Raw genomic sequence first — 25,604 nt, 5'->3', positions numbered from 1 at the left:
TGCGGCGTCACGCCGTGGCCGAGCGGTACTTGCGGACCGCCAGCGTGCGGAATATCAGCACGATCAGCACCGAGTAGATCAGGGAGGCCCAGACCGGGTGCTGCATGGGCCAGGCGTCGGACGTCGACTGTCCGGGGTTGGCGAACAGGACACGGCAGGCCTGCACGGTGGCGCTGAAGGGGTTCCACTCGGCGATGTGGCGCAGCCAGGGCGTCATGTTGCCGGTGTCCACGAAGGAGTTCGAGATGAAGGTGACCGGGAAGAGCCAGATCAGCCCGCCCGAGGTGGCCGCCTCGGGGGTGCGCACGGACAGGCCGATCAGGGCGCCGATCCAGGTGAACGCGTAGCCGAGGAGGAGCAGCAGCCCGAAGGCGGCCAGGACCCGTCCGGCGTCGGTGTCGCCGTCGGAGCCGACACGCCAGCCGACCAGGAGGGCGACGACGGCGAGGACGAGCAGGGTCAGGGCGGTCTGCACGAGGTCGGCGAGGGTGCGGCCGGTGAGCACCGCGCCGCGGGCCATGGGCAGGGAGCGGAAGCGGTCGATGAGGCCCTTGTGCATGTCGTCGGCGATGCCCGCGCCGGCTCCGGCGGTGGCGAACGTGACCGTCTGGGCGAAGATCCCCGCCATGAGGAAGTTGGTGTAGTCGGCGGCGCTGGTGCTGCCGCCGATCCGCATCGAGCCGCCGAAGACGTACGTGAACAGCACCACGAACATAATGGGCTGGATCAGCCCGAAGATCAACATTTCCGGAATCCGTGACATCCTGATCAAGTTGCGCTTTGCAACGACCAGCGAGTCGCGGACGGCCTGCCCGAACGGGCGGGCGGGGGCCGCGCCGCGGACGGCGTCGGGGACGGCGCTCATGTGACGGCCTCCTTGCCGCTCTCGTCGTGTTCGTCGCTCCCGGCCTCGGCCACGTGGCCCGTCAGGGACAGGAAGACGTCGTCCAGCGTGGGGCGGCGCAGGCCGATGTCGTCGATCTCGATGCCGCGGGTGTCCAGTTCGCGGATGACCTCGGCGAGGAGCTTCGCGCCGCCCGTGACGGGCACGGTGAGCTTGCGGGTGTGCTCCTCGACCGTGGTGTGCCCCTTGCCGAAGCCGGCCAGGACCTCGGCGGCGGTCGCGATGTGCTCGCGTTCGTGCACCACCACCTCGACGCGCTCGCCGCCGGTGCGGGCCTTGAGCTGGTCGGAGGTGCCGCGGGCGATGACCCGGCCGTGGTCGACGACCGCGATGTCGTGCGCGAGGTGGTCGGCCTCCTCCAGGTACTGCGTGGTCAGCAGCAGGGTCGTGCCGCCGGAGACCAGGCCCTTGATCACCTCCCACAGGAGCTGGCGGTTGCGCGGGTCGAGCCCGGTCGTCGGCTCGTCCATGAACATCACGGGTGGCGAGATCACCAGGGCGGCGGCCAGGTCGAGCCTGCGGCGCATGCCTCCCGAGTAGGTCTTCGCGGGGCGGTCGGCGGCGTCCGCGAGGTCGAACCGGTCGAGCAGTTCGGCGGCCCGGGCCTTCGCCGCCGCGGCCTTCATCTGGTAGAGCTGCCCGACCATCCGGAGGTTCTCCCGGCCGGTCAGGTACTCGTCGACGGCGGCGAACTGGCCGGACAGGCCGATGGAGCGCCGGACCTCGTCGGGGTTCTTCAGCACGTCGACGCCGGCGACCACCGCACGGCCGCGGTCGGGGCGCAGCAGGGTGGTCAGACAGCGGACCGCCGTGGTCTTGCCCGCGCCGTTCGGCCCGAGCAGGCCGAGGACGGTGCCCTCCGGGACGTCGAGGTCGACGCCGTCCAGAGCCCGTACGTCGCCGAAGGTCTTCACCAGGCCTTCGGCGAAGATGGCACCTGTCATATGAGCCTCCACGTCATTGGGGATGCTTCGGAAAGACTAGGTTCGTTCACGTTCTCGCGGTGTTCGTTGCGCCCGATGGGTGAAGGCATGCGACACACCGTATCGCGATGTATCGCGTCTCTCAATGGATTTCCCCGAACGGGGGACGAGGTGACGCCTGGGCACCACGGTCGGCGACAACGCACCGCCGCGCCTGTCGATCCGCAAGGACGCCGCTGCCCCTGCCCCCGCCCCCGCCCAGGCGCCCGCCCGCCTCAGTCGATGACCGTGTAACCTGCCGCGCGCAGGGCCTGCTCCACCTCGGCGCAGTGCGCCGGACCCTTCGTCTCCAGGTGCAGCTCCACCTCCGCCTCCGTGAGCCCGAGCCGCGGGTCGGTCCGCACGTGGCTCACGTCGAGGACGTTGGCGTCGACCGCGGACAGCACCCCCAGCAGCGTGGCCAGGGCGCCCGGCCGGTCCGTCAGCCGCAGCCGTACGGCGAGGTAGCGGCCCTGGGCGGCCATGCCGTGCCGCAGGACCCGCTGCATCAGCACCGGGTCGACGTTGCCGCCCGAGAGCACCGCGACGACCGGGCCCTCGAAGCCGCCGGGCTCGCTCAGCAGCGCCGCGACCGGGCTCGCCCCGGCGGGCTCCACGACCAGCTTCGCCCGTTCCAGACAGAGCAGCAGAGCGGCGGACAGCTCGTCCTCGGTCACCGTGCGCACCTCGTCCACCAGGTCGCCGATGATGCCGAACGGGACGTCGCCGGGCCGGCCGACCCTGATGCCGTCGGCCATCGTCGCGGGGTTCTCCACCGCGACCGGGCGCCCCGCCGCCAGCGAGGGCGGGTACGCCGCCGCCCCCGCCGCCTGCACGCCGACGATCCGCACGTCCGGCCGCAGCGCCTTCACCGCGACCGCGATGCCCGCCGCCAGACCGCCGCCGCCGATCCCGACGACGATCGTGCGCACCTCCGGGCACTGCTCCAGGATCTCCAGGCCCACCGTGCCCTGCCCCGCTATGACGTCCGGGTGGTCGAAGGGGTGGATGAACACCGCGCCGGTCCCGGCCGCGTACTCCTGCGCCGCGGCCAGCGTCTCGTCGACCACCTGGCCGTGCAGGCGCACCTGCGCGCCGTACTCGCGGGTCGCGCTGATCTTCGGCAGCGGCGCGCCCTTCGGCATGAACACCGTGGAGCCCACCCCCAGCAGCGAGGACGCCAGCGCCACACCCTGCGCGTGGTTGCCCGCGCTCGCCGCGACCACGCCCGCCGCCCGCTCCTCCGGCAGCAGCCCGGCGATCCGGACGTACGCGCCGCGCAGCTTGAACGAACCCGTCCGCTGGAGGTTCTCGCACTTGAAGTGCACCGGCGCCCCGACGAGCTGGGAGAGGTGCCTGCTGCCCTCCATCGCGGTCATCCGCGCGACGCCCGAGAGCATCTTCTGGGCGCCGCGCACATCATCGAGGGTGACGGGCAGCGAGGAGTCAGCCGTGCCGTAGCTCATGGCTCCAGCATCGCAGTTCACGGGCGGGAACGACCGCCGTGCCCAACCACCGAGACCGGTTTCGCCGGCGCCGGTACGGCCTGCCGTCCGGCCGCGTACCCTGTCCCCCAACCCAGCACCCCCTTCCTGAAGTGAGCCCCCGGCCATGCCCACAACACCTGAAATGTCGATGGACATGACGACCGTCGGTGACACCGGTCTTCTCGACACACTGCAGCACGAGATGGCGCTCTTCGCACGCCGTGCCGAACAGACCCGGCTCGGCGGTGTCGGGCAGGTGCGCAACTCCATGGACCGCGCCGCGTACCTGCTGCTCAACCGCCTCGACAAGGAGGGCCCGATGGGCGTCAAGGCGCTCGCCTCGAGCATGGGCATCGACTCCTCCACCGTCACCCGGCAGGTGGCTCCGCTCGTCGACACGGGCCTGGTCAAGCGCACCTCGCACCCGGAGGACGGGCGGGCCGTGGTGCTTCAGCTGTCCCCGCGCGGGATGTCGCGCCTGGAGGAGGTGCGTTCCTCCCGGCGCCAGCTGATGGCCGAGCTGACACAGGACTGGGCGCCGGAGGAGCGCGAGGCGTTCTGCGCCCTCCTCACCCGCCTCAACGGCGCGCTCTCCGCCCGGATGGCCTCCCCGGGCGTCCCCGGCGCGGAGCCCTCGCAGTCTTCCTGACGCCCCGCGCGCGCGGGGCGTCAGGCCCGCGCGTGCGCCACCCTCAGGAGACGGGCCGGCCGAGGGCCTGCTGCAGGTCCTCCAGGAGGTCGTCGACGTTCTCGATGCCGACGGAGAGGCGCACCAGGTCGGCCGGGACCTCCAGGGCCGAGCCCGCCGCGGAGGCGTGCGTCATCCGCCCGGGGTGCTCGATCAGGGACTCGACGCCGCCCAGGGACTCCCCGAGGGTGAACACCCGGGCGCGGTTGCACACCTCGACGGCCGCCTCCTCGCCGCCCTCCACCTGGAACGACACCATGCCGCCGAACGCCCGCATCTGCTTGGCGGCGACCTCGTGGCCGGGGTGGTCCGGCAGGCCCGGGTAGAGCACACGCGTCACGCGCGCGTGCCGGGTCAGCATGTCGGCGACCTTCACGGCGTTCTCGCTGTGCCGGTCCATGCGCACCGACAGCGTCTTGGTGCCGCGCAGCACCAGCCAGGAGTCGAAGGGTCCGGCGACCGCGCCCATCGCGTTCTGGTGGTACGCCAGCTCCTCGCCGAGCTCCCGGTCGCTCACGATCAGCGCGCCGCCGACGACGTCCGAGTGGCCGCCCATGTACTTGGTCAGCGAGTGCACGACCACGTCGGCGCCGAGGGCCAGCGGCTGCTGGAGGTAGGGGGTGGCGAAGGTGTTGTCGACGACGAGCCGGGCGCCCGCGTCCCGGGCGACCTGCGCGACGGCGGCGATGTCGGTGATCCCGAGCAGCGGGTTGGAGGGGGTCTCCACCCACACGGCCTTGGTCCGCGGCGTGATCGCGGCCCGTACGGCGGCCGGGTCGGCGGTGTCGGCCACCGACCACTCCACGCCCCACCGGGAGACGACCTTCGCGAACAGCCGGAACGTGCCGCCGTACGCGTCGTTCGGGATGACCACGTGGTCCCCGGGGCCGAGCAGCGTGCGCAGCAGGCAGTCCTCGGCCGCCAGTCCGGACGCGAACGCGAGGCCCCGGACGCCGCCCTCCAGGGCCGCCAGGTTCTCCTCCAGGGCGGTCCTGGTCGGGTTGGCGCTGCGGCTGTACTCGTAACCGCCCCGCAGGCCGCCGACGCCGTCCTGCTTGTAGGTCGACACCTGGTAGATCGGCGGGACCACCGCGCCGGTCAGGGGGTCGGCGGTGTTGCCCGCGTGGATGGCGAGGGTCTCGAAGTGCTGACTGATGTGCCTGTCGCTCATGGGCACCGAGCGTAGTGCGCCGGAGGCCGGGTCGCGGGACGGCCGGGCGCGGGGCCGGGCGCTTCTGACGGATCTCCGTGGGAGAAGGAGCGGCGTTCGGTGCGTGCCCTCGGCGTGCGGTGTGCGGGGTCGTGTGGCGGAGCCACCTGGCCCTTCACACCGTGCGGTGAGGGTGCGTGCCGGGCGTCGCGACGCCGCGGAGATCCGTCAGCAGCGCCCTGGGGGGTTGGCCAATTGTCGGCGGCGTCTGGAACCCTTGAGGCATGGAGATTCTCTGGGTCCTGATGGCGCTGGTCCTGTTCGGCTTCGTGCTGCTGCCGTTCCTGCGGCGCAGGCGCGGCATGATCGAACAGGTTCCGGCCGGTCACCCGGACGCCGCGGACCCGGCGGACTACGGCTTCGCGCGGACGGAGGAGCTGGACGTCCGCATGCCCGGCGCCGACCAGGACCTGCTGGACGTCCTCGACGTGGTGCAGCGGACCCAGGACTACCGCGCGGCGCAGCAGCTGCTGGCGGGGACGGAGGCCGGGGGAGAGCTGCGCTGGCAGCGCGTGCAGGCTTTCGCGGGCTCGGCCTCGCTGGAGCTCCAGCAGCGGCCCGGCGGGGTCGGCGACCTGCCGGGCGGGCAGTGGCTGCGGGTGTGGCGCACGGAGGCGCCCAAGGACGCGGGCGGCGCGGCGGTGCACGCCGAGTTCCTGGTGCAGCAGGCGTGGCGGACCTCGACGCCCGGCACGGACGACTTCCGGATCATCATGGAGGAGGCCAGGGACGCGTGCGGCCAGGCGGCGCTGCTCGCCCCCGGTGACCCGATCCCGTACATCGTCGAACTCTCGGTGGCCCGCGGCCTGGGCTACTCGCAGGCGGAGTTCGAGCAGCTCTGGCTCAGGATCCTGGACCGGGCACCGGCGCACATGGGGGCGCATCTGGCGGCCCTGCACTACTGGTGCGAGAAGTGGCACGGCTCGCGCGAGACGGCGATGTCCTTCGCCGAGGCCGCGGCGGCCCGCGCGCCCCAGGGGTCGCTGCTCGCGGCGATGCCCCTGTTCGCGGTGTTCGAGCACCTTCCCGAGGTGAACCTGGTCAGGGGTTTCTACCAGAGCGAGGTGGTGACGAAGGCCGTCCACGGCGCGCTCTTCGCCGTCCACGCCGCCCGCCCCGACGACCCCATGCTGGCGCACGTGCGCCATCTCCTCGTCTTCTTCCTGGTGCGCGCCGAGCGCTGGGCGGAGGCCATGAACCAGTTGGTGCACGTCGACGGGCACGTCGGCGCACTGCCCTGGACCCTGTCCCCGGACCCGGCGGCGGAGTTCGCGGTGTACCGGGCGCTGGCGGTGGCCGGCTACGAGGCGAACGGCGGCAGCCCGGCGTCCCTCCCGCACTGAGGGGTACCGCCGATCCGGCCACGGCGAACTTTCCGCCGCGGGCCGCCTCCCGCCGGGCCGCCCTCGTGGTCGGCCCGGGCGGTCTCACGGCCTCGCGGTCAGCCCTCCCTGCGGGCGGGCAGCCGCCATCCCGGGCGCGGGAAGTGGCAGGTGTAGCCGTTCGGGTAACGCTGCAGGTAGTCCTGGTGCTCGGGCTCGGCCTCCCAGAAGGGGCCGACGGGCTCCACCTCGGTGACGACCTTGCCGGGCCACAGTCCGGAGGCGTCCACATCCGCGATCGTGTCCTCGGCGATCCGCTTCTGCTCGTCATCCACGTAGTAGATCGCCGAGCGGTAGCTGAGGCCGATGTCGTTGCCCTGGCGGTTCTTGGTGCTCGGGTCGTGGATCTGGAAGAAGAACTCCAGGATCGCGCGGAAGTCGGTCTGCGCGGGGTCGAAAAGGATCTCGATGGCCTCCGCGTGCGTGCCGTGGTTGCGGTACGTCGCGTTCGGCACGTCACCGCCCGTGTATCCGACCCGGGTCGCCGTCACGCCCGGGAGTCGGCGGATCAGCTCCTCCATCCCCCAGAAGCATCCGCCGGCCACCACGGCCCTCTGCGTCTGCGCCGCCATCACGGCCCCTCCATGTCTGTCAGTTCGGTCTTTCGGGCTGCTCGGCTCTCACACCGCCGGCATCCCCTGCACACCGTCCTCAACGCGGGAGGGTTCCCAGCGATTCCGTGCCCGTCCGACCCGCCCCGCGATCGCCGACCACCGATCGCCGGCCACCAGCCACCGACCACCGGGTCAGCTGACGCTGAAGTCGGCCGCCTCGGTGTCCAGGGTCGTGGTGCCGTCCTGCGCGGTGGCCAGGACGGCGACGTGCCAGAGACCGTGCGGGGACGACGCCGCGTCGGAAGCGGCCACCTCGACGGTGTAGGTGCAGCGAACGGTGTCCTCCCCGGAGGGCTCGCAGACGGCCGACTCCACGGCGGCCATGTCCTTGGCCGTCAGCTCCTCCTCGGCAAGGGACGAGTTCTCCGGCCATGCCAGCACCTTCACGCTCTTGACGCCGGAGGACGCCGTGACGTCGGTGACGAAGGTCAACGAGCCGGCGCGGTCGCCGTCGGGCGCGGTGTAGCGGACGGTACTGTCCGCCAGCGACGGCGGCTGCTCCCCGGCGTGGGCGAGGGCGAAGGCACCGGCACCGCCGAGGGCGACGACACCGGCGGCCACGGACAGGGCAATACGTCGGGACATGGGATTCTCCGCAACTGTCTCAGCTGGATCGGGTCGGCGCCGTTCGACCGCGCCGTTTCCCCGATGCTCGCCGCGCAAGGGGCTGCCGGACATGAGTGCACGTACTCAACCCGGTCTGAGCAGGCCGACCGGGTCGCCCCCCTCCTCCCCGTCCGGTCAGGGCACTTCAGCAGGTCCGGGTCACACGCTCTGCTACTTCTGAGTCACCCGTGCGGTCATGTAGCGTCCGGAACCGTTTGATCCGTTTCTCTGCCGCCGCTCCTGATGAGGACTCATGCCCGCCTGTGCCGACGCCCCGATCGCCGCGCCGCGAAGACGCGACCCCATGAGCGATGCCGCCCCGCGGTCCGCCGACGGGAAACGGTCCCCCGTATCCGATGGGGGAGCGCTGGCCCCTTGAGATTCCGGTTCAGCCGCTCGAACAGCACATCCGCGCACCCGTCACCGGAGCACTCGGCACCCACCCCGGCCGCCCATGCCGGGGAAGACGAGGTCGTCGAGCCCGAGGTCGTCGAGCCACCTCTGTCGGCCCACGAGCAGGCCCTCATACGCGCCTCCGTCTCGGTGGTCGAGCCGTTCGCCGCGGAGATGACGGTCTACTTCTACGCGATCCTCTTCGCCCGCTATCCCGAGGTCCGGTCCCTGTTCCCGCAGACCATGGACGCCCAGCGCGACCGCCTGCTGCGCGCGCTGCTGCGCATCGTGGACCTGGTCGACGACCCCGAGGGCCTGGTGCGCTTCTGCGGACACCTCGGACGCGATCACCGCAAGTTCGGCACGCTCAGCGCGCACTACCCGGCCGTGGGCGAGTGCCTCCTCGCCTCGCTGGCCCACTACGCCGGCCCCGCGTGGACCGCGGACATCGCCGCCGCCTGGACCAAGGCGTACGGCGCGGTCGCCGACGTCATGATCAGCGCGGCCGAGCAGGACGAAGCGGTCCGGCCCGCCGTGTGGCCCGCCACGGTCGTCCATCGTGTGGCGCGGGGACACGGCATCGTCGAGATCACGGTGCACCCCCACATGCCCTACGAGTACGCCGCCGGACAGTACGTGGGCGTCGAGACCCCTTGGTGGCCGAAGCTGTGGCGCTACTACTCTCCCGCCAACGCGCCCCGTGAGGACGGCACTCTCACCTTCCACGTGCGCGCGGTGCCCGGCGGCGCCGTCAGCGGCGCGCTGGTGCACCGGGCCGCGGTGGGCGACGTGATCCGGCTGGGGCCCCCGCGGGGCGACATGGTCCTGGACGCCGCCACCTACAGCGACCTGCTCCTCGTGGCCGGCGGCACCGGTCTCGCCCCCATCCGCGCGCTCGTCGAGGAGGTCGCCCGGCGCGGCGGACGCCACCAGGTCGACCTGTTCCTCGGCGCCCGGACCAGCGCCGAGCTGTACGGGGTCGACGACATGCTCCGGATGGCGCAGCGGCACCACTGGCTGTCCATCAGGGGCGCGGTCTCCCAGGAGTACATCCCCGGGATCAGGGGGTCCCTGCCCGAGGTGCTGGCCGAGTACGGGCCGTGGTACCAGCACGACGTCTACCTGAGCGGCCCGGCCCAGATGGTCGTCGCCGCCACGAAGGCGCTCGCGCAGGGCGGCACCTCACGCGACCGCATCCATCACGACCCGTTCGACACGCCCGTCCTGTCCTCCCGCTGAGCCAAGCGCTTGCCCGTCCCGCCAGGAGAACGCCCCGTGACCTTCCCTCCGCCGTCCTTCGGATCAGCAGGTGAACACCGGCTGCAGCAGCAACTGGGCACCGCCGACCGCGCCGCCCGGTTCTACGATCGACAGGTACGCCCCTGCCTCACAGCCGAGATGCGGGACTTCATCGGCCGGCAGTCCATGGTCTTCCTGGCCACCGCCGACTCGCACGGAGAGTGTGACGCCAGCTTCCGTGCCGGACCGCCGGGATTCGTCCACGTGATCGACGACCACACGCTCGCGTACCCCGAATTCCGCGGGAACGGTGTACTCGCCAGCGCCGGGAACATGACGGAGAACCCCCACCTCGGCATGCTCTTCGTGGACTTCACACACCATCACGTGGGACTCCACGTCAACGGCACGGCCCGGCTCTACACCGACGCGGGCCTGCGTTCCCTCCATCCGGGCCTGCCCACCGACGTCGCGCCCGGGCGCAGCCCCGAGATGTGGGTCCACCTGAGCGTCGAGGAGGCCTACATCCACTGCTCCAAGTACATACCCCACCTGGAACCGGCTCCCCGCCCCACCGGCCATGACGCGACGCGAGCCAAGGACGCGGACTATTTCACCGGGCCCCGACCCGGCGCCGCCGGCCAGGTCCCGCGCGCGCGGAGCAGCGTGCAACGGCCCGGGTGACGCGAGAGCGGTGCCTGTGGGCCGCTTCGCGGACCGCCCCGGACTCCGGCCGGCCGCCGAGGACGTCTCCTCCGGCCGGCCGGGGACGTCTCCCCCCTCCGGCCGGCCGGGGCGGGCAGCGGCCGATCGGACGCGTGACGCACGGACACGGACGCACGGACCCACGGACCCACGGACCCACGGACCCACGGACCCACGGACCCACGGACCCACGCGACACGGTTCACGCGTTCGGCCCACTCGAGCCATCCATCGAGCACCGTCTGTGATGACCTGATCACAGGACGGAGCGCAGTGGACGGCACTGCCCGTGACCGTCCGGGCACCGGGTGGCCTCGGGTCCGTCCGTCGTGAAGCCTCCTCCGGCGGGCCCGGATCGCCTGGGCGCACGAGGAAGGCATGGCGATGACCTCTGTACGAGACACTGACCGCCGCACACCTGACGTCGCCCGAATACCCGGGCGGAAGCTGCGCAACAGGGTGGCACTGCTGGGCGCCTGCGGGCTGCTGCTGACCGCCCCGTACGCCGCCTGGCCCGGAGCGGCCCCCGCCTTGCGGCCGGCCGGGGCGGACGGCACCGCCGCCACCGACGCGGCCGTCCCGCCGGCACTGCGGCGCTACCACCAGCAGAAGCTCCTGTGGGAGCCCTGCCCCGGCTCCCCCTCGTTCCAGTGCACCACCGTGAAGGTGCCGTTGGACTACGCCCGTCCGGACGCGGGCGACCTTCTGCTGAAGGCCACCCGGAAGAAGTCCACCGGCGACGGCGCACGGACCGGCTCGCTGCTGGTCAATCCCGGCGGCCCCGGAGCATCGGCGATCGACTACCTGGTGGGCGGCGGTGCCGACCTCTTCTCCCCGTCCGTGCGAGCCTCCTACGACCTGGTCGCGATGGACCCGCGCGGCGTGCAGCACAGCACCCCGGTGGACTGCGGGCTCAGCACTTCCACGAGCCCCTCGGGGGTCGGCCGCCTCCTCTCGGCCGACTCGACGGAGTTCGCCGCCTACGACACGGGATACGAGCAGCTCACCGACGCGTGCGCACAGCACTCCGGGCGGCTGCTTCCCCATGTCGGCACCCTCGACGCGGCCCGGGACATGGACGTGCTGCGTGCGCTCGTGGGCGACGACCGGTTGCACTACGTCGGCTTCTCCTACGGCTCCTATCTCGGCACGACCTACGCGGACCTCTTCCCGTCCCGGGTGGGCCTGATGGTGCTCGACGGTGCCGTCGACCCCTCCATGGACGGGTACCAGGACTTCCTCCAGACCGCGGCCGGCTTCCAGATGGCCTGGGAGTCCTTCGCCGCCGACTGCGCCGCCCGCGCCGATTGCCCGCTGGGCCACTCCGTCGAGGAGATCAGCCGCGGACTGGACACGCTTCGCCAGTCCCTGGACCGCGTCCCCCTCCGGCAGGGCAAGGACATCTCCGTCGCGGGGGACGACCTCCTCATCGCGATCACGACGGCGCTGCGCGCCCCCGAGTGGGAGCTGCTGCGCGCCGCGCTCCGGGAAGTGGCGGCCGGTGACACCACCACGCTGCAGCAACTCCTCGGCGCCGCGACGGACACCTCCAGCAATGCCGCCGACGCGTTCTACGCCATCAGCTGCCTGAGCTCCCCCCTCGCCCCGCGGTTCACCTCCGCGGAGGTCCAGGCGGCGCTGCCGCGTTTCCTGCGCGCCTCGCCCCAGTTCGGGAGGCTGTTCGCGACCCCACTCATGCAGTGCGCCCACTGGCCCGTCCCGCCGACCCAGCCCGCGCGCACCGTCTCGGCGCCAGGTGCCGCCCCCATCCTGATCGTCGGCACCACGCGCGATCCCGCCACCCCGTACTCCTGGGCCAAGGCGCTCGCCCGCCAGCTCTCCTCCAGCCGTCTGCTCACCTACGACGCCGACGGGCACGCCGCCTACCATCGCGGCAGCACCTGCGTCGACACCGCCGTGGACGGCTATCTGACACAAGGCCAGCTCCCACCCGCCGGCACAGTCTGCACCTGACAGACCCCCACCCGCCCGACCCGGGCGCCGACCCGCCCCGCTCCCCCGCACCGTCGGGCACGCCGTGACCTTTTGCGGTGGTGTGCGGGGTTACGGTCGGCGGCATGAACGGTGATCGTCGAGGGTGGCTCCAGTGTCTGCTCGCCGGGGCGGTTTTCGCCGTGTGCATGGCCGGGACCACGCTGCCGACTCCGCTCTACGGCCTCTACCAGGAGAAGTTCGGGTTCTCCGAGGTGACGGTGACCGTCGTGTACGCCGTGTACGCCTTCGGGGTCATCGGTGTGCTGCTGCTGGCCGGCAACGCCTCGGACGCCGTGGGCAGGCGGCCGGTGCTGCTGTGGGGGCTGGGGTTCGCCGCGGCGAGCGCCGTCTGTTTCCTGTGTGCCACCGGGCTGGGGTGGCTGTACGCGGGGCGGCTGCTGTCGGGGCTGTCCGCCGGGCTGTTCACCGGGGCCGCCACGGCGTACGTGATGGAGTCGGCGCCCCGCGGCGGCGCCTCCCGGGCCACGTTCGTGGCGACGGCCGCCACCATGGGCGGGCTGGGCTGCGGTCCGCTGCTCGCCGGGGTGCTCGCGCAGTACGCGGCCCGGCCGCTGTACCTGCCGTTCGCCGTGCACCTCCTCCTGGTGGCCGGCTCGGCCGCGATCCTGCTGCGCCTCCCGGAGACCGTCCGGGAGCGGCGGCCGCTGAACGCGGTACGGCCGCGGCGGCCGGCGCTGCCCCCGCAGGTGCGGGCGGTGTTCGGGCCCGCGGCGATCGCCTCGTTCGTGGGGTTCGCGCTGTTCGGGGTGTTCACGTCGGTCAGCCCGGCGTTCCTCGCGCAGTCGCTGGACGTCGACAACCACGCCGTGAGCGGGCTGGTCGTCGCGCTGGCCTTCTTCGCCTCGACCGCCGGGCAACTGGCGGTGGGCCGGGTCGGGGCGGGGCGCTCGCTGCCGCTCGGCTGCGCCGGCCTCCTCGCCGGGCTGGCGCTGCTCGCGGGCGCGCTGCGGTGGGACCTGCTGCCGCTGGTGGTGCTGAGCGCGCTCGTCGGCGGTGGCGGGCAGGGGCTGGCGTTCCGCGGAGGGCTGTCCGTGGTCGCCGGGGCGTCACCCGAGGACCGGCGCGCGGCGGTGATCTCGACGCTGTTCGTGGTGGCGTACGCGGGGATCTCGGTCCCCGTCATCGGTGTGGGCGTCCTGACGGTCCCGCTCGGCCTGGAGGGCGCGGGGCTGGTGTTCATCGCCTGCATGACCGTCCTGGTATCGGTCGCGACCGTCTACCTGCTCCGCTGGCCGGTACGGGGTGAGCGCGCACCGGCGCGGTGACCTCGCCGCCGACCGTCGCACACGGTGAATGCCCGAGCGGACGGGACGCCGGTCGTGCGTTACTTGGCCGCGTACATCGGACGACCGGCCGGAGGGGCACACGCGTGAGCAGCCACAGCGCAAGCGGTAGCGGGAGGAACAGCAGGGGGATCGACGACAGGGCCGGCGGTGAGGTGTTCCTGATCGGTGGTGGGCGGGACGAGTCCGTCGCCGAGGCCGTGTACGGACCGTTCCTGCGGGCCACCGAGGTGCCGGTGCCGCGCGTGCTGTGCGTGCTGGTCGACGAGGGTGACGGGGCCGAGCAGTTCGCGCGGTACGACGCGGTGCTGCGGAGGGCCGGTGACTGTACGCCCGTGCCGCTGCTGGTGCCGGTCGGGGAGCCGTTCGGGCCGGGGGCGCTGACGGGCGACGTGGACGGGGTGTTCGTCTGCGGCGGGCTGACGCCGGCGTACCAGGAGGCGTTCGCCGGGTGCCGGGACGCGCTGGCGGCGCTGGTCGCCGAGCGGGGCGTGCCGTACGCCGGGTACTCCGCCGGTGCCGCGGTCGCGGCGCGGGACTCCGTGGTCGGGGGATGGCTGGTCGACGGGGTCGCGGTGTGTCCGCCGGAGACCGCGGAGGACCTGGAGGAGGTGGAGGTGCGGCCGGGGCTCGGGCTGGTGCCGTTCGGGGTGGACGTGCACGCGGCGCAGTGGGGGACGCTGCCGCGGCTGGCCGCCGTCGTCGCGGACGGGCGGCTCGGGCACGGGGTCGCCGTCGACGAGCACACCGTCGTGCGGGTCTCGGGGGACGGGACGGCCCGGGTCGCCGGACGGGGGCGCGCCCACTCCGTGCGTCCGGCGCCGGGCGGCGGGGTGCTCGTGCGGTCCTACGGGGCCGGGGAGTCCTTCGCCGCCCTGTAGGACCCCGGCCCCGTAGGACCCCGGCCCCGTAGGACCCCGGCCCCATAGGACCCCAGCCCCATAGGACCCCAGCCCCATAGGGCCCCGGCGCGGTGCGGTGCCGGGGCCCCTGGGCGGTCGTCACGGTGCCGGCCGGACCTACGTCCGCGCCGAACGAAGGAGAAGTGAAGGCGTTCGGCGTCCGGGCGTTCAGATGGTCGCCGTGTCGATCACGAACCGGTAGCGCACGTCGCTGGCGAGCACCCGCTCGTACGCCTCGTTGATCTCGGACGCGCCGATCAGCTCGATCTCCGCGCCGAGGCCGTGCGCGGCGCAGAAGTCCAGCATCTCCTGGGTCTCGCGGATGCCGCCGATGGCGGAGCCGGCCAGGGTCTTGCGGCCGCCGATCACCGAGAACAGGTTCAGGGCGACGGGCTCCTCGGGCGCGCCGACGTTCACGAAGGCGCCGTCCGTGCGCAGCAGGGACAGGCAGGCGCCCAGGTCCAGCGGGGCGGAGACGGTGGACAGGATGAGGTCGAAGGTGCCGGCCAGCTTCCGGAAGGTCTCGGGGTCGCTGGTGGCGTGGTAGTGGTCGGCGCCCAGCTTCAGACCGTCGTCCTTCTTGCGCAGGGACTGGGACAGGACCGTCACCTCGGCGCCGAGCGCGTGGGCGATCTTCACGGCCATGTGGCCGAGGCCGCCCATGCCGAGGACGGCGACCTTCTTGCCGGGGCCGGCGTTCCAGTGCCGCAGCGGGGAGTACGTGGTGATGCCGGCGCAGAGCAGCGGGGCGACCACGTCGAGCGGCAGCGCGTCGGGAATGCGGACGACGAAGTTCTCGTCGACGACGATCTTCTGCGCGTAGCCGCCGTAGGTGGGCTCGCCGTTCTTGTCGAGGGCGTTGTAGGTGCCGACGCTGCCGCCGGTGCAGTACTGCTCCAGGCCCGCCCGGCAGTTGTCGCACTCACGGCAGGAGTCGACGAGGCAGCCGACGCCCACCCGGTCGCCGACGGCGAACTTCGTCACGCCGGGGCCGGCCTGCGAGACGACGCCCGCTATCTCGTGGCCGGGCACCATCGGGAAGATCGCCTCGCCCCAGCCCTCCCGGGCCTGGTGGATGTCGGAGTGGCAGATTCCGGAGAACTTGATGTCGATCAGTACGTCGTACTCGCCGACCGCGCGGCGCTCGATCGTGGTGCGCTCCAGCGGAGCCTTGGCGGCGGGGGCGGCGTACGCGGCGACGCTGGTCGTGCCGGTGGTCATGCGGGGGTCTCCTAGCGGGTCGTACGCCCGGTCCGCGATCGGACCGGGTACGGCGACCAGCCTGCCGCGCCGCACGGCGGCCACCCAGCCCCCGCCCGTACCTACGACCACTGTGCGTACCACTGGCAAGGTCAGGATCGTGTGCGTACGACCAGGAATACTGGACGCATGGACGCACAGCCCGAGCCCCAGCCCGAGCCCGAGTTCGCGCCGGGGACCGGCTCGCCCGGCGCACCCGGCCCGACGGGCGCACGCGGCGCGGCCGGCGCGGGGCTGGACCGGCGTGCCGAGCTCAGCGAGTTCCTGCGCACCCGGCGGGCCCGGCTGAAGCCGGAGGACGTGGGGCTGCGCGACTTCGGGCGGCACCGCCGGGTGCCGGGGCTGCGGCGCGAGGAGCTGGCGCAGCTGGCCGGGGTGTCGGTGGCGTACTACACGCGCCTGGAGCAGGGCAACGGGCGGAACGTGTCGGCGGAGGTGCTGGACTCCATCGCCCGCGCGCTGCGGCTGACGGACGCCGAGCACGCGCACCTCACCCACCTCGCCAAGCCCAAGCAGCACAAGAAGAAGCCGGTGGCGCGGGCCCGGCAGGTGCGGCCGTCGCTGCGGCAGCTGCTGGACGCGATGGACGGGGTGCCCGCGTACGTCGCCGGACGGCGGGCCGAGATCCTGGCGTGGAACCGGATGGCGGCGGCCGTCTTCGGGGACTGGTCGGAGCTGCCGGCCGCCGAGCGGAACTGGGCGCGGCTGGTGTTCCTGCGGCCCGACTACCGCGAGCTGTACGTCGACTGGGAACAGAAGGCGATCGACATCGTGTGCGCGCTGCGCATGGACGCCGGCTGCTACCCGGACGACCCCCGGCTCTCGGCGCTGGTGGGCGAGCTGTCGGTGAAGAGCGAGGACTTCCGGCGGCTGTGGGCCACGCACGACGTCAAGGAGAAGAGCCACGGCGTGAAGCTGCTCCGTCATCCGCTGGTCGGGGAACTGTCCCTGAACTTCGAGGGGTTCCGGATCGCGGGCGACGGCGAGCAGTCGCTGGTGACGTATCACGCGGAACCGGGATCGCCCTCGGCGGAGGCGCTGCGGCTGCTGGCGAGCTGGGGGGCCGACGCGACGAGGGCGGGGGCGGGCTCCCAGGCCCCGTCCGTCTGAGGGGCAGGGGAGCGGGACTCGTAGGGAGCCCGTTGTCATACGCGCACCCCCCGGCGCCGGAAGGCCGCCGGGAGGGTGCGGGGTATGCGGGGTGGTGTGGGGGTGGTGCGGGGTGGTGCGGGGTGGTGCCGGGGGGGGACGCTCGGTGCGCCGCGAAAGAACGCGAAAGAACGCGAACGAACGCGAACGAACGCGAAAGAACGCGAACCTCAGGAAGCAGCGGCCTTCTTCGCGTCCTCGTCCACCGTGTCCGTCCCGCCCTGCTTCGCCGAGCCCTTGGCCTTCTCCGCCGCGGCGATCTTGGTGTTCTCCTTCACCGTGATCTTCCCCTTGCGGATCGTCGCCAGGCGCGGTGCCTTCTTCGCGATGGACGAGTCGTGGGTGACCATGATGAAGGTGAGCCCGTGCTCCTTCCACAGGGTCTCCAGCACGTCCATGATCTCGTCGCGCATCGACTCGTCGAGGTTGCCGGTGGGCTCGTCGGCGAGCAGCACCTTCGGCTGCTTCACCAGCGCGCGGGCGATCGCCACGCGCTGCTGCTGCCCGCCGGACATCTCGCTGGGCAGATGCCCGAGCCGCTCGCCGAGCCCGACCGACCGCAGTGCCTCGGCGGCCCGCTCGCGCCGCTCCCGGGTCTTCACGCCGAGGGGGACGAGGGCGGTCTCGACGTTCTCCTGGGCGGTGAGCGTCGGGATGAGGTTGAACGACTGGAAGACGAAGCCGATGTTCTCGCTGCGCACCTTCGTCAGGCGGGACTCGGAGAGCTTGGCCAGGTCGGTGCCGTCGAGGACGACCTCGCCCCCGGAGGGCCGGTCGAGTCCGCCGAGCATCTGCAGCAGCGTCGACTTGCCGCCGCCGGTGGGACCCTGGATGACGAGCCGGTCGCCGTCCGGGATGGTCAGGTCGACGCCGTCGAGGGCGTGGACGGTCTCCTTGCCGCGCGTGTAGCGCTTGGTGACGCCTCTGAGTTCGTACATGGGTCAACTCCTGGAGTGGATGAGGGGGTTGCGGTGGCGGCTCCGGCTGCGCGACGCGGCGGGCTACTCGACGCGGCGCAGCGCGTCGGCCGGCCGCAGCCGGGAGGCCCGCCAGCCACCGAACGCCCCCGCGATCAGCCCACCGGCCACGGCGAGCGCGACGGCGATCGCCACGGTCGTGACGCTGACGGGCGCGGTGAGCGCGACGTCGAGCGTCTGGGAGGCCGTCTGCCGGCCGCCACCGCCGCCGAAGCCGCCACCGCCGCCGGGGCCACCGCCCATGCCGCCCCCGCCGCCCATGCCGCCGCCACCGCCGCCGGAGCCCAGCTGGGCCTGGAGGGTGGGGCTGATGGCCGTGACGACGTAGGCGCCCGCCAGGCCTAGCGCGATGCCCAGCGCGCCGCCCAGCAGCCCGTTGACCATCGCCTCTCCGACCACCTGGCGGGTGACCCGCCCGGACTTCCATCCGAGCGCCTTGAGCGTGCCGAACTCCCGCACGCGCCGCGAGACCGCCGAGGAGGTCAGCAGGCCGGCCACCAGGAACGCGGCGATCAGCACCGCGATGGACAGCCACTTGCCGACGCTGGTGGCGAGGGAGGACGCCGTGGAGAGGGAACCGGAGACGGTGTCCGCGAGGTCGGCGGAGGTCGTCACCGTCGTACCGGAGACGTTCTTCTGGATCGCGGACTTGACGCTGTCGATCTGCTGCGAGTCGGTCGCCTGGACGTAGATCGTGGTGACCTTGTTCTTCGAGTCGCTGAGGGTCTGAGCCTGCGTCAGCGGGATGTAGACGTTGGCGGCGGAGTCGCCGCTGTCGGCGGTGGCGATGCCGATCACGCTGAACTTGACGCTCTTGATGGTGACGGTGGAGCCGACCTTGAGCTCCTTCTCCTTGGCGTACGCCGAGTCGACGACCGCGACCTTCCCGGCGGTCTCCGTCGTCTTGAACGTACGACCGCTGGTGATCTTGGAGGAGGTCAGCGGGCCGAGCGCGGGCTCGGTGACGTCGGTGCCGTAGACGGAGTAGTTGTTGACGTCGAAGTCGGCGCCGCCGCCCTGCACTTCACCCTGCGGCTGGCCGGAGCCGCCGCCGGTGCCGCCCGGACCGCCCTGCTGGCCGCCGCCGTTGCCGTCCTGCTGGAACTGGCCGCGGGTGAACTGGCCGCTGACCTTGATGACTTGGAGGCTCAGTCCGCCGACCGCGTCGGCGACGCCGTTCTGCTTGCCGACCTTGGTGACGGTCGAGGTGGACAGGGTCTGGAAGCCCTGGACCATGACGCGGTCGCTGCTCTGTTCCTCGTCGGAGCCGTCCTCCTGCGCGTCGAACTGGAAGCGCGGGCGTTCCGAGGAGTTCGCGGTGGGGGCGGCGGCGGCCTTGGTGACCGTCATGTCCGTGCCCAGGCCGTACAGGGACTGCAGGACCTTGTCCTGGGCCTTCCCCATGCCGGCGGACACGGAGGTGACCACGATGACCAGCGCGATACCCAGCGCGAGGCCGGAGGCGACGACGAGGGCCGCTTTTCTGCGGCGGCGCAGTTCGCGCCTCAGGTAGGTGAAGAACATGCGCCGCAAGCTAGGGACAGACCGTGATGAAGGGATAAGGCGAATATAAGAGAACGATGAGAAGGCTGTGAACAACCCCGGAAACACCGGTGCCGCCCCTGGGGGCGGCACCGGAACGTTGTGAATCGGCCCAGGGCCGGGGCGGGTCAGACGGCCGAACCGGCCTTCCACTGCGCCCAGTCCATGTTCCAGCCGTTGAGGCCGTTGTCCGGGGAGACGGTCTTGTCGCCGGTGTTCTGGACGACCACCACGTCACCGATGATGGAGTTGTTGTAGAACCAGGCGGCCGGCGTGCTGTCGTCGTCGGCGCCCTTGGTGTCGGACAGGCCGACGCAGCCGTGGCTGGTGTTCACCGAGCCGAAGATGGACTTCGCGCCCCAGTAGTTGCCGTGCACGAAGGTGCCGGAGGTGGTCAGGCGCATGGCGTGCGGCACGTCCTTGATGTCGTACTCGCCCTTGCCGTCGTCGTCGGTGAAGCCGACCGTCGCGCCGTTCATCCGGGTCTCCTTGAACTTCTCGGAGATCACCATCTGGCCTTCGTACGTCTTGTTGTCGGGCGAGCCGGCGGAGATCGGGATGGTCCGGACCGTCTTGCCGTCCTGCGTGACCTTCATCTGCTTGGTCTTCGCGTCGACGTACGTGACCTGGTTGCGGCCGATCGTGAAGGTGACCGTCTTCTGCTGGACGCCGTAGACGCCGTCGGCGCCCTCGACGCCGTCGAGCGCGAGCTTCAGCGTGACGGTGGAGTTCTCCTGCCAGTACTCATCGGGGCGGCAGTCCATGCGCTGGGTGTTGAACCAGTGGCAGACGACCTCCTGGCCGCTGCTGGAACTGACCGTGACGCCCTTCTGGACGGCGGCCTTGTTGGTGATCTCCTTGTTGAAGTTGATCGACACCGGCATGCCCACGCCGACGGTGGAACCGTCCTCCGGCGTGAAGTTGCCTATGAAGCTGTTGTCGGGGGAGACCGTGGTGAAGGACGCGTTCTCGTGGGCCTCGCGGCCGTCGGAGTCCTGCGCGGTCGCCGCGACCTTGTAGGTGGTGGAGCGCTCCAGTTGGTCGCTGGGCTTCCAGGTGGTCTTGTCGGCGGAGAGCTCGCCCGCCACGGCGGTGCCGTCGGCGGTGGTCATCGTCACCTCGGTGAGCGTGCCCTTGCTCACCGTGACGGCCGCCGAGTTGTTGATGGAGGCGTTGTCCGAGCCGTCCGCGGGCGTGATCTTGATCTGGGCCTCGGAGGCCTTCTGGGCCGCCGCCTCGTCGGCCTGGGCCTGCGAGGAGCTTCCCGCGCCGTCCGAGGCGCTGCTGTCGCCACTGGAACACGCGGTGAGCACCAGAACACCGCCGAGCAGTGCGGACGCGGTCATCAGACCCCTGCGCCGCCTACTGTCCGTCATCACACGCTTCTCCATCGTTGCCGAATCCCGAACTACCCCGAGGGTCCCCGTTAAAAAGCCTCAACGCCACGACCGGTTCGTCCCGTTCCACATTTCCCCGATGTGTGGGCCACACCACGTCCGCGGCAGCGGTGGGCCCGCCCGGGACCCGTGGTGCGGTGTCGGTCAGCGCATCGCTCGGGGCGCATTGCCTGAGACGACGGAACCCCGGGCGCGGTTGCCGTCCGGAGTCAAGAATTCCCCGATACGGCCGGCCGATGCCGCCTGTGCGGCCACCGTCTTCGGTGTCCGCCCCGTCGTCCGTCCACCATCATCCTCGGCCGGGCCCCCGCAGGGCGAGTGGGAGTCATGATCGAACGGTGCGCGAGGCCGGGAGACTTGGTGAAGTCCGGCTCCCGGCACCGCGCTGACCAGCCGGTACGGGGTGGTGGGGGCGCCGGGCTCCGCCGCGGTGTCTTCGGTCACAGCGGCCGGACATTCCCCCGCCGATGCAAAATCCGTGTGAATCAGGACATAGCAGGGCGCTTTTTGGCGTTCCCTTCCGGAGCGCATGCCTGTCGGCTCCCGCAACTTTCCCGCGACCCGCGCCTTTCATTAGCATCGGGACACACGGCCAATTCGCCAGCGTCACAAGGGGATCGATATTCCGTGTCATCCGCTCGCCGTCCGTTGCTGACCGCCGCCGCCGCGGGGACCCTGTTGGGCGCCCTGTGGTTCGTCCCGAACGCCAACGCGACGCAGGACGCCCCGGCGAGAACGAACGCGGCGTCGCAGACCACCCGGGCGCAGTCCGGCGGCCAGGCACAGTCCGCCGGCCAGGCGCAGTCCGGCGGCCAGGCACAGTCCGCCGGCCAGGCACAGTCCACGCAGGTCACCACCCAGGCGCGGGCCGCCTCCACGGACCTCTCGGAGAGCGGGGACGGCACCCGCCTCGCCGACACCGGCAGCTTCGACACCACGCCCTATGTGGCCGGCGGGACCACGCTGCTCGCGCTGGGGGCGGGGTTCGTGGTGTATTCCGTGCGCCGTGAGCGCCTCGGTTTTTGAAAAGACTTGACGTTCTCTTCACAGGGACCTCATAGTCCCGATCATGAACAGATCATCGGGGGCGCGGCTGTGCGCCGCGGCTGTCGTGGGGGCGCTGTCGCTCGCACTCGTCACGGGGTGCTCCAGCGACGACGGGAAGAAGGACAAGGGGTCCAAGGGGTCCGGCTCAGGTTCCGGTGCCGCCGCCTCGTCGTCGGCTCCGGCCGCCGAGGCGCTGACCGCGGCCGAACTGGAGAAGCTGCTCCTCGTCCAGGGCGAGGTCAAGGGGCTCAACGTCGAATCGGGCGACGACACGCTCCCGAAGTCCAAGAGCACGGTGCAGGTCGACGACGAGGCGTGCGCGCCGCTCGCCTACGCCATGGCCGCCCTGCCGCCGGGTGAGACGGACGCCGGCGCGAGCAACACGGTGACGGAGGACAAGTCGGCGGACGCCACCACGTCGGTGGAGGACCTCACCGAGGCCGACATCGAGAACGCCTTCGACGTCGCCGCGACGTTCGTGGGTCTGTCCTCCTACGCGGGGGACGGCGCCGAGAAGGCCCTGCAAGCCGTCGTCGACGGCATCGACGCCTGTTCCGGCGGGTTCGGCATCACCGCCGACGGCGAGGACCAGAAGATCACCAAGATCACGGCGGACAAGGCCTCCGTGGCGGGCGACGGGTCCGCCGCGTTCGCCGCCGTGGTCGACACGGGCGGCGACGGCCCGGCCACGTTCCACGTCGAGGTGGTCCGCAGCGGCGGCACGCTGGCCACGTTCTACGCGATCAACCTGTCCGCGCTGGCGAACGGCGGCGAGAGCGAGGTGCCGGCCGCCGTGGTCGAGGCGCAGGTCGCCAAGCTGAAGTGACCGCCCGGGGCCCCGCCGTGCGCGTGCGCGCGGCGGGGCCCCGGCGCGTCGCCCACCGCGGCGGCCCATAGCCATCCCCCGGCCGCTACCGCAACGGCCCGTCGACCGTCCCCCGGCCGCTACCGCAACGGCCCGGTCACCGTCTCCGCGGCCGCGACGAGCCGCCCCTCGCGCACGAACCCGTCCGCCGCCGCGAGGTCGGGCGCGAGGAACCGGTCGGGGCCGGGCCCCTGGACGCCCGCCTCGCGTACGGCGTCGATGACGGCCCGGGTCGCGGGCGCCGGGGTGAGCCCCTCGCGCAGTTCGACGGCGCGGGTGGCGGCGTAGAGCTCGACGGCGAGCACACGCGCGAGGTCGTCGACGGCCGTACGCAGCTTGCGCGCCGCCGACCAGCCCATCGACACATGGTCCTCCTGCATGGCGGAGGACGGGATCGAGTCCGCCGAGGCGGGTACGGCCAGCCGCTTCATCTCGGCGACCAGCGCGGCCTGGGTGTACTGGGCGATCATCAGCCCGGAGTCGACACCGGCGTCGTCGGCGAGGAACGGCGGCAGCCCGTGGCTGCGGTTCTTGTCCAGGAGCCGGTCGGTGCGCCGTTCGGCGATCGAGGCGAGGTCGGCGGCGGCGACGGCGAGGAAGTCGAGGACGTAGGCGACCGGGGCGCCGTGGAAGTTGCCGTTGGACTCCACCCGTCCGTCGGGAAGCACCACCGGGTTGTCGACGGCCGACGCCAGTTCCCGCTCGGCGACCAGCCGGGCGTGCGCCAGGGTGTCCCGTCCGGCGCCGGCGACCTGCGGGGCGCAGCGCACCGAGTAGGCGTCCTGGACGCGGGGCGCGTCGTCCTGGTGGTGGCCGGTCAGCTCCGAGCCCTTCAGCACGGCCAGCATGTTGGCGGCGCTGGCCGCCTGTCCCGGGTGCGGGCGGATGGCGTGCAGTTCGGGGGCGAGCACCTTGTCGGTGCCGAGCAGGGCCTCCAGGCTGAGGGCGGCGGTGACGTCGGCGGACTTGTAGAGGGTGTCGAGGTCGTCCAGGGCCATGAGCAGCATGCCGAGCATGCCGTCGGTCCCGTTGAGGAGGGCGAGCCCCTCCTTCTCCCGCAGTTCGACGGGGGCGATGCCGTGCTCGGCGAGCAGGTCGGCAGCGGGCCGTACGACGCCGTCGGGGCCCTCGGCGTCCCCCTCCCCCATGAGCGTCAGGGCGCAGTGCGACAGCGGGGCGAGGTCGCCGGAGCAGCCGAGGGAGCCGTATTCGTGGACGACGGGGGTGATGCCGGCGTTCAGCAGGTCCGCCATGGACTGCGCGACCTCGGGGCGCACTCCGGTGTGCCCGGAGCAGACGGTCTTCAGCCGCAGGAACATCAGGGCCCGGACGACCTCCCGCTCGACCCGCGGCCCCATGCCGGCGGCGTGCGAGCGGACGATGTTGCGCTGGAGCCGCGCGCGCAGTTCCGGGCTGATGTGCCGGGTGGCGAGGGCGCCGAATCCGGTGGAGACGCCGTAGACGGGTTCGGGCTTGGCCGCCAGCGCGTCCACGATCTCGCGGGCGGCGGCGAGGGCCGCCACCGCCTCCCCGGAGAGCTCGACCCGGGCGCCGCCGCGCGCCACGGCGAGCACGTCGGACGCGGTCACCCCGGACGTCCCCACCACCACAGTATGCATATCCATATTCAGGAGCGTACGCAGTGAAGACGAAGATGTCACCCGTGGGACCGGGGTTCGCCCCTTACCGATAGGTCACACCGCCGGTTCGCTCACGTCACACCGCCGGTTCAGTTCGCTCACGTCACACCGCCGGTTCGGTTCGCTCACGTCACACCGCCGGTCCGGTTCGGCAGCCCCCGGAAGCTCCGCCGCTCGGCGGCCGGGCCCCGCGGCGGCTCGTCGGCGAGGCGTACGACGGGGTCGTCGGGCCCCTCCCGCCCCGCGACCACCGGCCGGGCGGCCCGTACGGCCTTGGCCCGGTACTGGGCGGCGTCCGCGAGCCGGAACAGCCGTCGGGCCGAACACACCGGTCCGATGGGGTCGTCCGTGGAGGCGACCCCGCAGGCCACACCCTCACCGAGTTCCAGCTCGGCGGCCCGCCGGCACAGTTCGCCGGCGACCTTCACCACGTCGTCGGCCGACGGCCCTACGGCGAGCAGGCAGAACTCGTCCCCGCCGAGCCGCGCGGCCAGCGCGCCGGGCAGCATGGCCCCGCACAGCGACAGCACCGACCCGAACCGCTCCAGCAGCCGGTCGCCCACGGCGTGCCCCTGGGTGTCGTTGACCCGCTTGAGCCCGTTGAGGTCGCACACGGCGAGACTGACCGTCTCCCCGTGCGTCCGGTGCCGCTCGACGGCCTCCTCCAGCCGTACGTCGACGGCGCGGCGGTTGGCCAGGCCGGTGAGGGCGTCGGTGAAGGCGAGCCTGCGGGCCTCCTCCAGCCGCTCCGACTGCGCGAGCCCGGCGGCGACGACGGCGGCGAGGACGGTGGCGAAGTCGGCGTCCCCGCGGTCGAAGACGGGGGTGCCGGTGGAACGGGCGACGTACAGCTCGCCCCACGCGCGGCCGTGCAGCACGATCGGCGCGACCACGCAGGAGCCGCGGCCGCGCCGGCGCAGGGCGGCGACGCGCTGCTGGCAGTAGCCGGGCCGCCCGGCGGCGGGCCCCTGCGCCGTCTCCACCCAGGCGTTGGGCTCGCCGCCGGCCACCCAGCGCTCGTGCAGGAACTCGGTGATCTCCGGGAACTGGTGCACCGGATAGGCCTCACCGTCGGGGAACTCGTCCTCGTCCGGCGCCCGGTCCCCCACGTTCGCCAGGACCCGCAGCCGCCCGAGGTCCCGTTCCCACACCGAGAGCGCGGCGAACGCGCCGGCCAGCGCCCGGCACGCGCCGAGCGCCGCCGCCCGCCACGACTCGCGGGGCGTGTGCGCGGCCGCCATCCCCTGCGCCAGCGCCACCACGGCCGCGAGGCGTCTTTCCTCACCCATTTCACCAGGTTAGGGACTTTCGCCTACGAAGGTGGTAGCGGAGGGCG

At 72.2% G+C, this 25,604-nt stretch carries 22 protein-coding genes; 10 read left to right on the top strand and 12 right to left on the bottom strand.

From position 1 onward, the window contains the following. Positions 1–7 precede the first annotated feature (7 nt). The 3 genes from ACFV9M_RS32520 to ilvA all read right to left on the bottom strand — a co-directional run bounded on the left by ACFV9M_RS32520 (position 8) and on the right by ilvA (position 3,332). Positions 8–865, bottom strand: a complete 858-nt coding sequence (locus ACFV9M_RS32520) for an ABC transporter permease (protein WP_385070453.1) — start codon at positions 863–865, stop codon at positions 8–10. Then, entirely contained in the window at positions 862–1,848 is a 987-nt protein-coding gene (locus ACFV9M_RS32515; RefSeq protein WP_385070456.1) for an ATP-binding cassette domain-containing protein, read from the bottom strand. The genes ACFV9M_RS32520 and ACFV9M_RS32515 overlap by 4 nt, the downstream gene beginning before the upstream one ends. A 254-nt stretch (positions 1,849–2,102) precedes the next feature. After that, the gene (ilvA, locus tag ACFV9M_RS32510) at positions 2,103–3,332 is read right to left on the bottom strand and encodes a threonine ammonia-lyase (RefSeq protein WP_385070458.1); all 1,230 of its coding nucleotides are present in this window, start codon (positions 3,330–3,332) and stop codon (positions 2,103–2,105) included. A 163-nt stretch (positions 3,333–3,495) separates the two neighbouring features. On the opposite strand from ilvA, the gene ACFV9M_RS32505 reads away from it, so the two are divergent. Then, positions 3,496–4,002 (top strand): MarR family winged helix-turn-helix transcriptional regulator, encoded by a 507-nt coding sequence (locus ACFV9M_RS32505; RefSeq protein WP_385070461.1) that lies wholly within the window; start codon positions 3,496–3,498, stop codon positions 4,000–4,002. A 43-nt stretch (positions 4,003–4,045) separates the two neighbouring features. Here ACFV9M_RS32505 and ACFV9M_RS32500 read toward each other — a convergent pair whose 3' ends face one another. Continuing rightward, positions 4,046–5,212 carry a cystathionine gamma-synthase gene (locus ACFV9M_RS32500; RefSeq protein WP_385070464.1) on the bottom strand — a complete coding sequence of 389 codons (1,167 nt, stop codon included), beginning with the start codon at positions 5,210–5,212 and terminating at the stop codon, positions 4,046–4,048. A 263-nt stretch (positions 5,213–5,475) separates the two neighbouring features. Between ACFV9M_RS32500 and ACFV9M_RS32495 the strand changes: the two genes are divergently transcribed. Further along, positions 5,476–6,594 (top strand): hypothetical protein, encoded by a 1,119-nt coding sequence (locus ACFV9M_RS32495; protein ID WP_385070466.1) that lies wholly within the window; start codon positions 5,476–5,478, stop codon positions 6,592–6,594. A gap of 98 nt (positions 6,595–6,692) precedes the next feature. Here ACFV9M_RS32495 and msrA read toward each other — a convergent pair whose 3' ends face one another. Continuing rightward, entirely contained in the window at positions 6,693–7,205 is a 513-nt protein-coding gene (gene msrA / locus ACFV9M_RS32490) for a peptide-methionine (S)-S-oxide reductase MsrA (protein ID WP_385070469.1), read from the bottom strand. Between the two features lie 174 nt (positions 7,206–7,379). Then, complete coding sequence (locus ACFV9M_RS32485) at positions 7,380–7,832, bottom strand: DUF5707 domain-containing protein (protein ID WP_385070472.1); 453 nt, start codon at positions 7,830–7,832, stop codon at positions 7,380–7,382. Positions 7,833–8,228: 396 nt separating this feature from the next. Between ACFV9M_RS32485 and ACFV9M_RS32480 the strand changes: the two genes are divergently transcribed. The 5 genes from ACFV9M_RS32480 to ACFV9M_RS32460 all read left to right on the top strand — a co-directional run bounded on the left by ACFV9M_RS32480 (position 8,229) and on the right by ACFV9M_RS32460 (position 14,370). Next, entirely contained in the window at positions 8,229–9,485 is a 1,257-nt protein-coding gene (locus ACFV9M_RS32480; RefSeq protein ID WP_385070475.1) for a globin domain-containing protein, read from the top strand. Between the two features lie 36 nt (positions 9,486–9,521). Then, positions 9,522–10,169: a pyridoxamine 5'-phosphate oxidase family protein gene (locus ACFV9M_RS32475; RefSeq protein WP_385070477.1), complete on the top strand. Its 648-nt coding sequence runs from the start codon at positions 9,522–9,524 to the stop codon at positions 10,167–10,169. Between the two features lie 405 nt (positions 10,170–10,574). Beyond that, complete coding sequence (locus tag ACFV9M_RS32470; protein WP_385070480.1) at positions 10,575–12,164, top strand: alpha/beta hydrolase; 1,590 nt, start codon at positions 10,575–10,577, stop codon at positions 12,162–12,164. A gap of 104 nt (positions 12,165–12,268) precedes the next feature. After that, positions 12,269–13,471 carry an MFS transporter gene (locus ACFV9M_RS32465; protein ID WP_385070483.1) on the top strand — a complete coding sequence of 401 codons (1,203 nt, stop codon included), beginning with the start codon at positions 12,269–12,271 and terminating at the stop codon, positions 13,469–13,471. 104 nt (positions 13,472–13,575) lie between these two features. Next, positions 13,576–14,370, top strand: coding sequence for a Type 1 glutamine amidotransferase-like domain-containing protein (locus ACFV9M_RS32460; protein ID WP_385070486.1), 795 nt, complete (start codon positions 13,576–13,578; stop codon positions 14,368–14,370). A 189-nt stretch (positions 14,371–14,559) separates the two neighbouring features. On the opposite strand, the gene ACFV9M_RS32455 is transcribed toward ACFV9M_RS32460, so the two are convergent. Further along, on the bottom strand, positions 14,560–15,612 hold the full coding sequence (locus tag ACFV9M_RS32455; protein WP_385070488.1) for an NAD(P)-dependent alcohol dehydrogenase: 1,053 nt from the start codon (positions 15,610–15,612) through the stop codon (positions 14,560–14,562). A gap of 168 nt (positions 15,613–15,780) precedes the next feature. Here ACFV9M_RS32455 and ACFV9M_RS32450 point away from each other — a divergent pair, with 168 nt between their 5' ends. Continuing rightward, on the top strand, positions 15,781–16,761 hold the full coding sequence (locus ACFV9M_RS32450; RefSeq protein ID WP_385070491.1) for a helix-turn-helix domain-containing protein: 981 nt from the start codon (positions 15,781–15,783) through the stop codon (positions 16,759–16,761). Between the two features lie 209 nt (positions 16,762–16,970). Here ACFV9M_RS32450 and ACFV9M_RS32445 read toward each other — a convergent pair whose 3' ends face one another. The 3 genes from ACFV9M_RS32445 to ACFV9M_RS32435 form a co-directional block, all read right to left on the bottom strand. Next, a complete protein-coding gene (locus tag ACFV9M_RS32445) occupies positions 16,971–17,738 on the bottom strand; it encodes an ABC transporter ATP-binding protein (RefSeq protein WP_385070494.1) in 768 nt (255 codons plus the stop codon). 63 nt (positions 17,739–17,801) lie between these two features. After that, positions 17,802–19,301: an ABC transporter permease gene (locus ACFV9M_RS32440; RefSeq protein WP_385070497.1), complete on the bottom strand. Its 1,500-nt coding sequence runs from the start codon at positions 19,299–19,301 to the stop codon at positions 17,802–17,804. A 146-nt stretch (positions 19,302–19,447) separates the two neighbouring features. After that, the gene (locus tag ACFV9M_RS32435; RefSeq protein ID WP_385070500.1) at positions 19,448–20,695 is read right to left on the bottom strand and encodes an Ig-like domain-containing protein; all 1,248 of its coding nucleotides are present in this window, start codon (positions 20,693–20,695) and stop codon (positions 19,448–19,450) included. A gap of 648 nt (positions 20,696–21,343) precedes the next feature. Between ACFV9M_RS32435 and ACFV9M_RS32430 the strand changes: the two genes are divergently transcribed. Further along, a complete protein-coding gene (locus tag ACFV9M_RS32430; RefSeq protein WP_385070503.1) occupies positions 21,344–21,742 on the top strand; it encodes an LAETG motif-containing sortase-dependent surface protein in 399 nt (132 codons plus the stop codon). Positions 21,743–21,785: 43 nt separating this feature from the next. Beyond that, complete coding sequence (locus ACFV9M_RS32425; RefSeq protein ID WP_385070506.1) at positions 21,786–22,589, top strand: hypothetical protein; 804 nt, start codon at positions 21,786–21,788, stop codon at positions 22,587–22,589. Between the two features lie 119 nt (positions 22,590–22,708). Here the strand turns inward: ACFV9M_RS32425 and hutH are convergent, their stop codons facing one another. After that, entirely contained in the window at positions 22,709–24,247 is a 1,539-nt protein-coding gene (gene hutH / locus ACFV9M_RS32420; protein WP_385070562.1) for a histidine ammonia-lyase, read from the bottom strand. Positions 24,248–24,393: 146 nt separating this feature from the next. After that, a complete protein-coding gene (locus tag ACFV9M_RS32415) occupies positions 24,394–25,557 on the bottom strand; it encodes a diguanylate cyclase domain-containing protein (RefSeq protein WP_385070508.1) in 1,164 nt (387 codons plus the stop codon). Positions 25,558–25,604 lie beyond the last annotated feature (47 nt).

This window comes from Streptomyces sp. NPDC059895 (assembly GCF_042731035.1).
GTDB lineage: Bacteria > Actinomycetota > Actinomycetes > Streptomycetales > Streptomycetaceae > Streptomyces.
The sequence above is the reverse complement of the archived record's forward strand: the minus strand, read 5'-3'. Positions and strand labels throughout refer to the sequence as shown.

Bases quoted from the DNA above. Each gene is read 5' to 3' on its own strand.
- msrA (WP_385070469.1), bottom strand. From the start codon at position 7,205: ATGGCGGCGCAGACGCAGAGGGCCGTGGTGGCCGGCGGATGCTTCTGG.
- ACFV9M_RS32440 (WP_385070497.1), bottom strand. From the start codon at position 19,301: ATGTTCTTCACCTACCTGAGGCGCGAACTGCGCCGCCGCAGAAAAGCG.
- ACFV9M_RS32505 (WP_385070461.1), top strand. From the start codon at position 3,496: ATGTCGATGGACATGACGACCGTCGGTGACACCGGTCTTCTCGACACA.
- ACFV9M_RS32450 (WP_385070491.1), top strand. From the start codon at position 15,781: ATGGACGCACAGCCCGAGCCCCAGCCCGAGCCCGAGTTCGCGCCGGGG.
- ACFV9M_RS32445 (WP_385070494.1), bottom strand. From the start codon at position 17,738: ATGTACGAACTCAGAGGCGTCACCAAGCGCTACACGCGCGGCAAGGAG.
- ACFV9M_RS32455 (WP_385070488.1), bottom strand. From the start codon at position 15,612: ATGACCACCGGCACGACCAGCGTCGCCGCGTACGCCGCCCCCGCCGCC.
- ACFV9M_RS32500 (WP_385070464.1), bottom strand. From the start codon at position 5,212: ATGAGCGACAGGCACATCAGTCAGCACTTCGAGACCCTCGCCATCCAC.
- ACFV9M_RS32470 (WP_385070480.1), top strand. From the start codon at position 10,575: ATGACCTCTGTACGAGACACTGACCGCCGCACACCTGACGTCGCCCGA.
- ACFV9M_RS32485 (WP_385070472.1), bottom strand. From the start codon at position 7,832: ATGTCCCGACGTATTGCCCTGTCCGTGGCCGCCGGTGTCGTCGCCCTC.
- ACFV9M_RS32465 (WP_385070483.1), top strand. From the start codon at position 12,269: ATGAACGGTGATCGTCGAGGGTGGCTCCAGTGTCTGCTCGCCGGGGCG.
- ACFV9M_RS32425 (WP_385070506.1), top strand. From the start codon at position 21,786: ATGAACAGATCATCGGGGGCGCGGCTGTGCGCCGCGGCTGTCGTGGGG.
- ACFV9M_RS32415 (WP_385070508.1), bottom strand. From the start codon at position 25,557: ATGGGTGAGGAAAGACGCCTCGCGGCCGTGGTGGCGCTGGCGCAGGGG.
- ACFV9M_RS32515 (WP_385070456.1), bottom strand. From the start codon at position 1,848: ATGACAGGTGCCATCTTCGCCGAAGGCCTGGTGAAGACCTTCGGCGAC.
- ACFV9M_RS32435 (WP_385070500.1), bottom strand. From the start codon at position 20,695: ATGACGGACAGTAGGCGGCGCAGGGGTCTGATGACCGCGTCCGCACTG.
- ACFV9M_RS32495 (WP_385070466.1), top strand. From the start codon at position 5,476: ATGGAGATTCTCTGGGTCCTGATGGCGCTGGTCCTGTTCGGCTTCGTG.
- hutH (WP_385070562.1), bottom strand. From the start codon at position 24,247: ATGCATACTGTGGTGGTGGGGACGTCCGGGGTGACCGCGTCCGACGTG.
- ilvA (WP_385070458.1), bottom strand. From the start codon at position 3,332: ATGAGCTACGGCACGGCTGACTCCTCGCTGCCCGTCACCCTCGATGAT.
- ACFV9M_RS32520 (WP_385070453.1), bottom strand. From the start codon at position 865: ATGAGCGCCGTCCCCGACGCCGTCCGCGGCGCGGCCCCCGCCCGCCCG.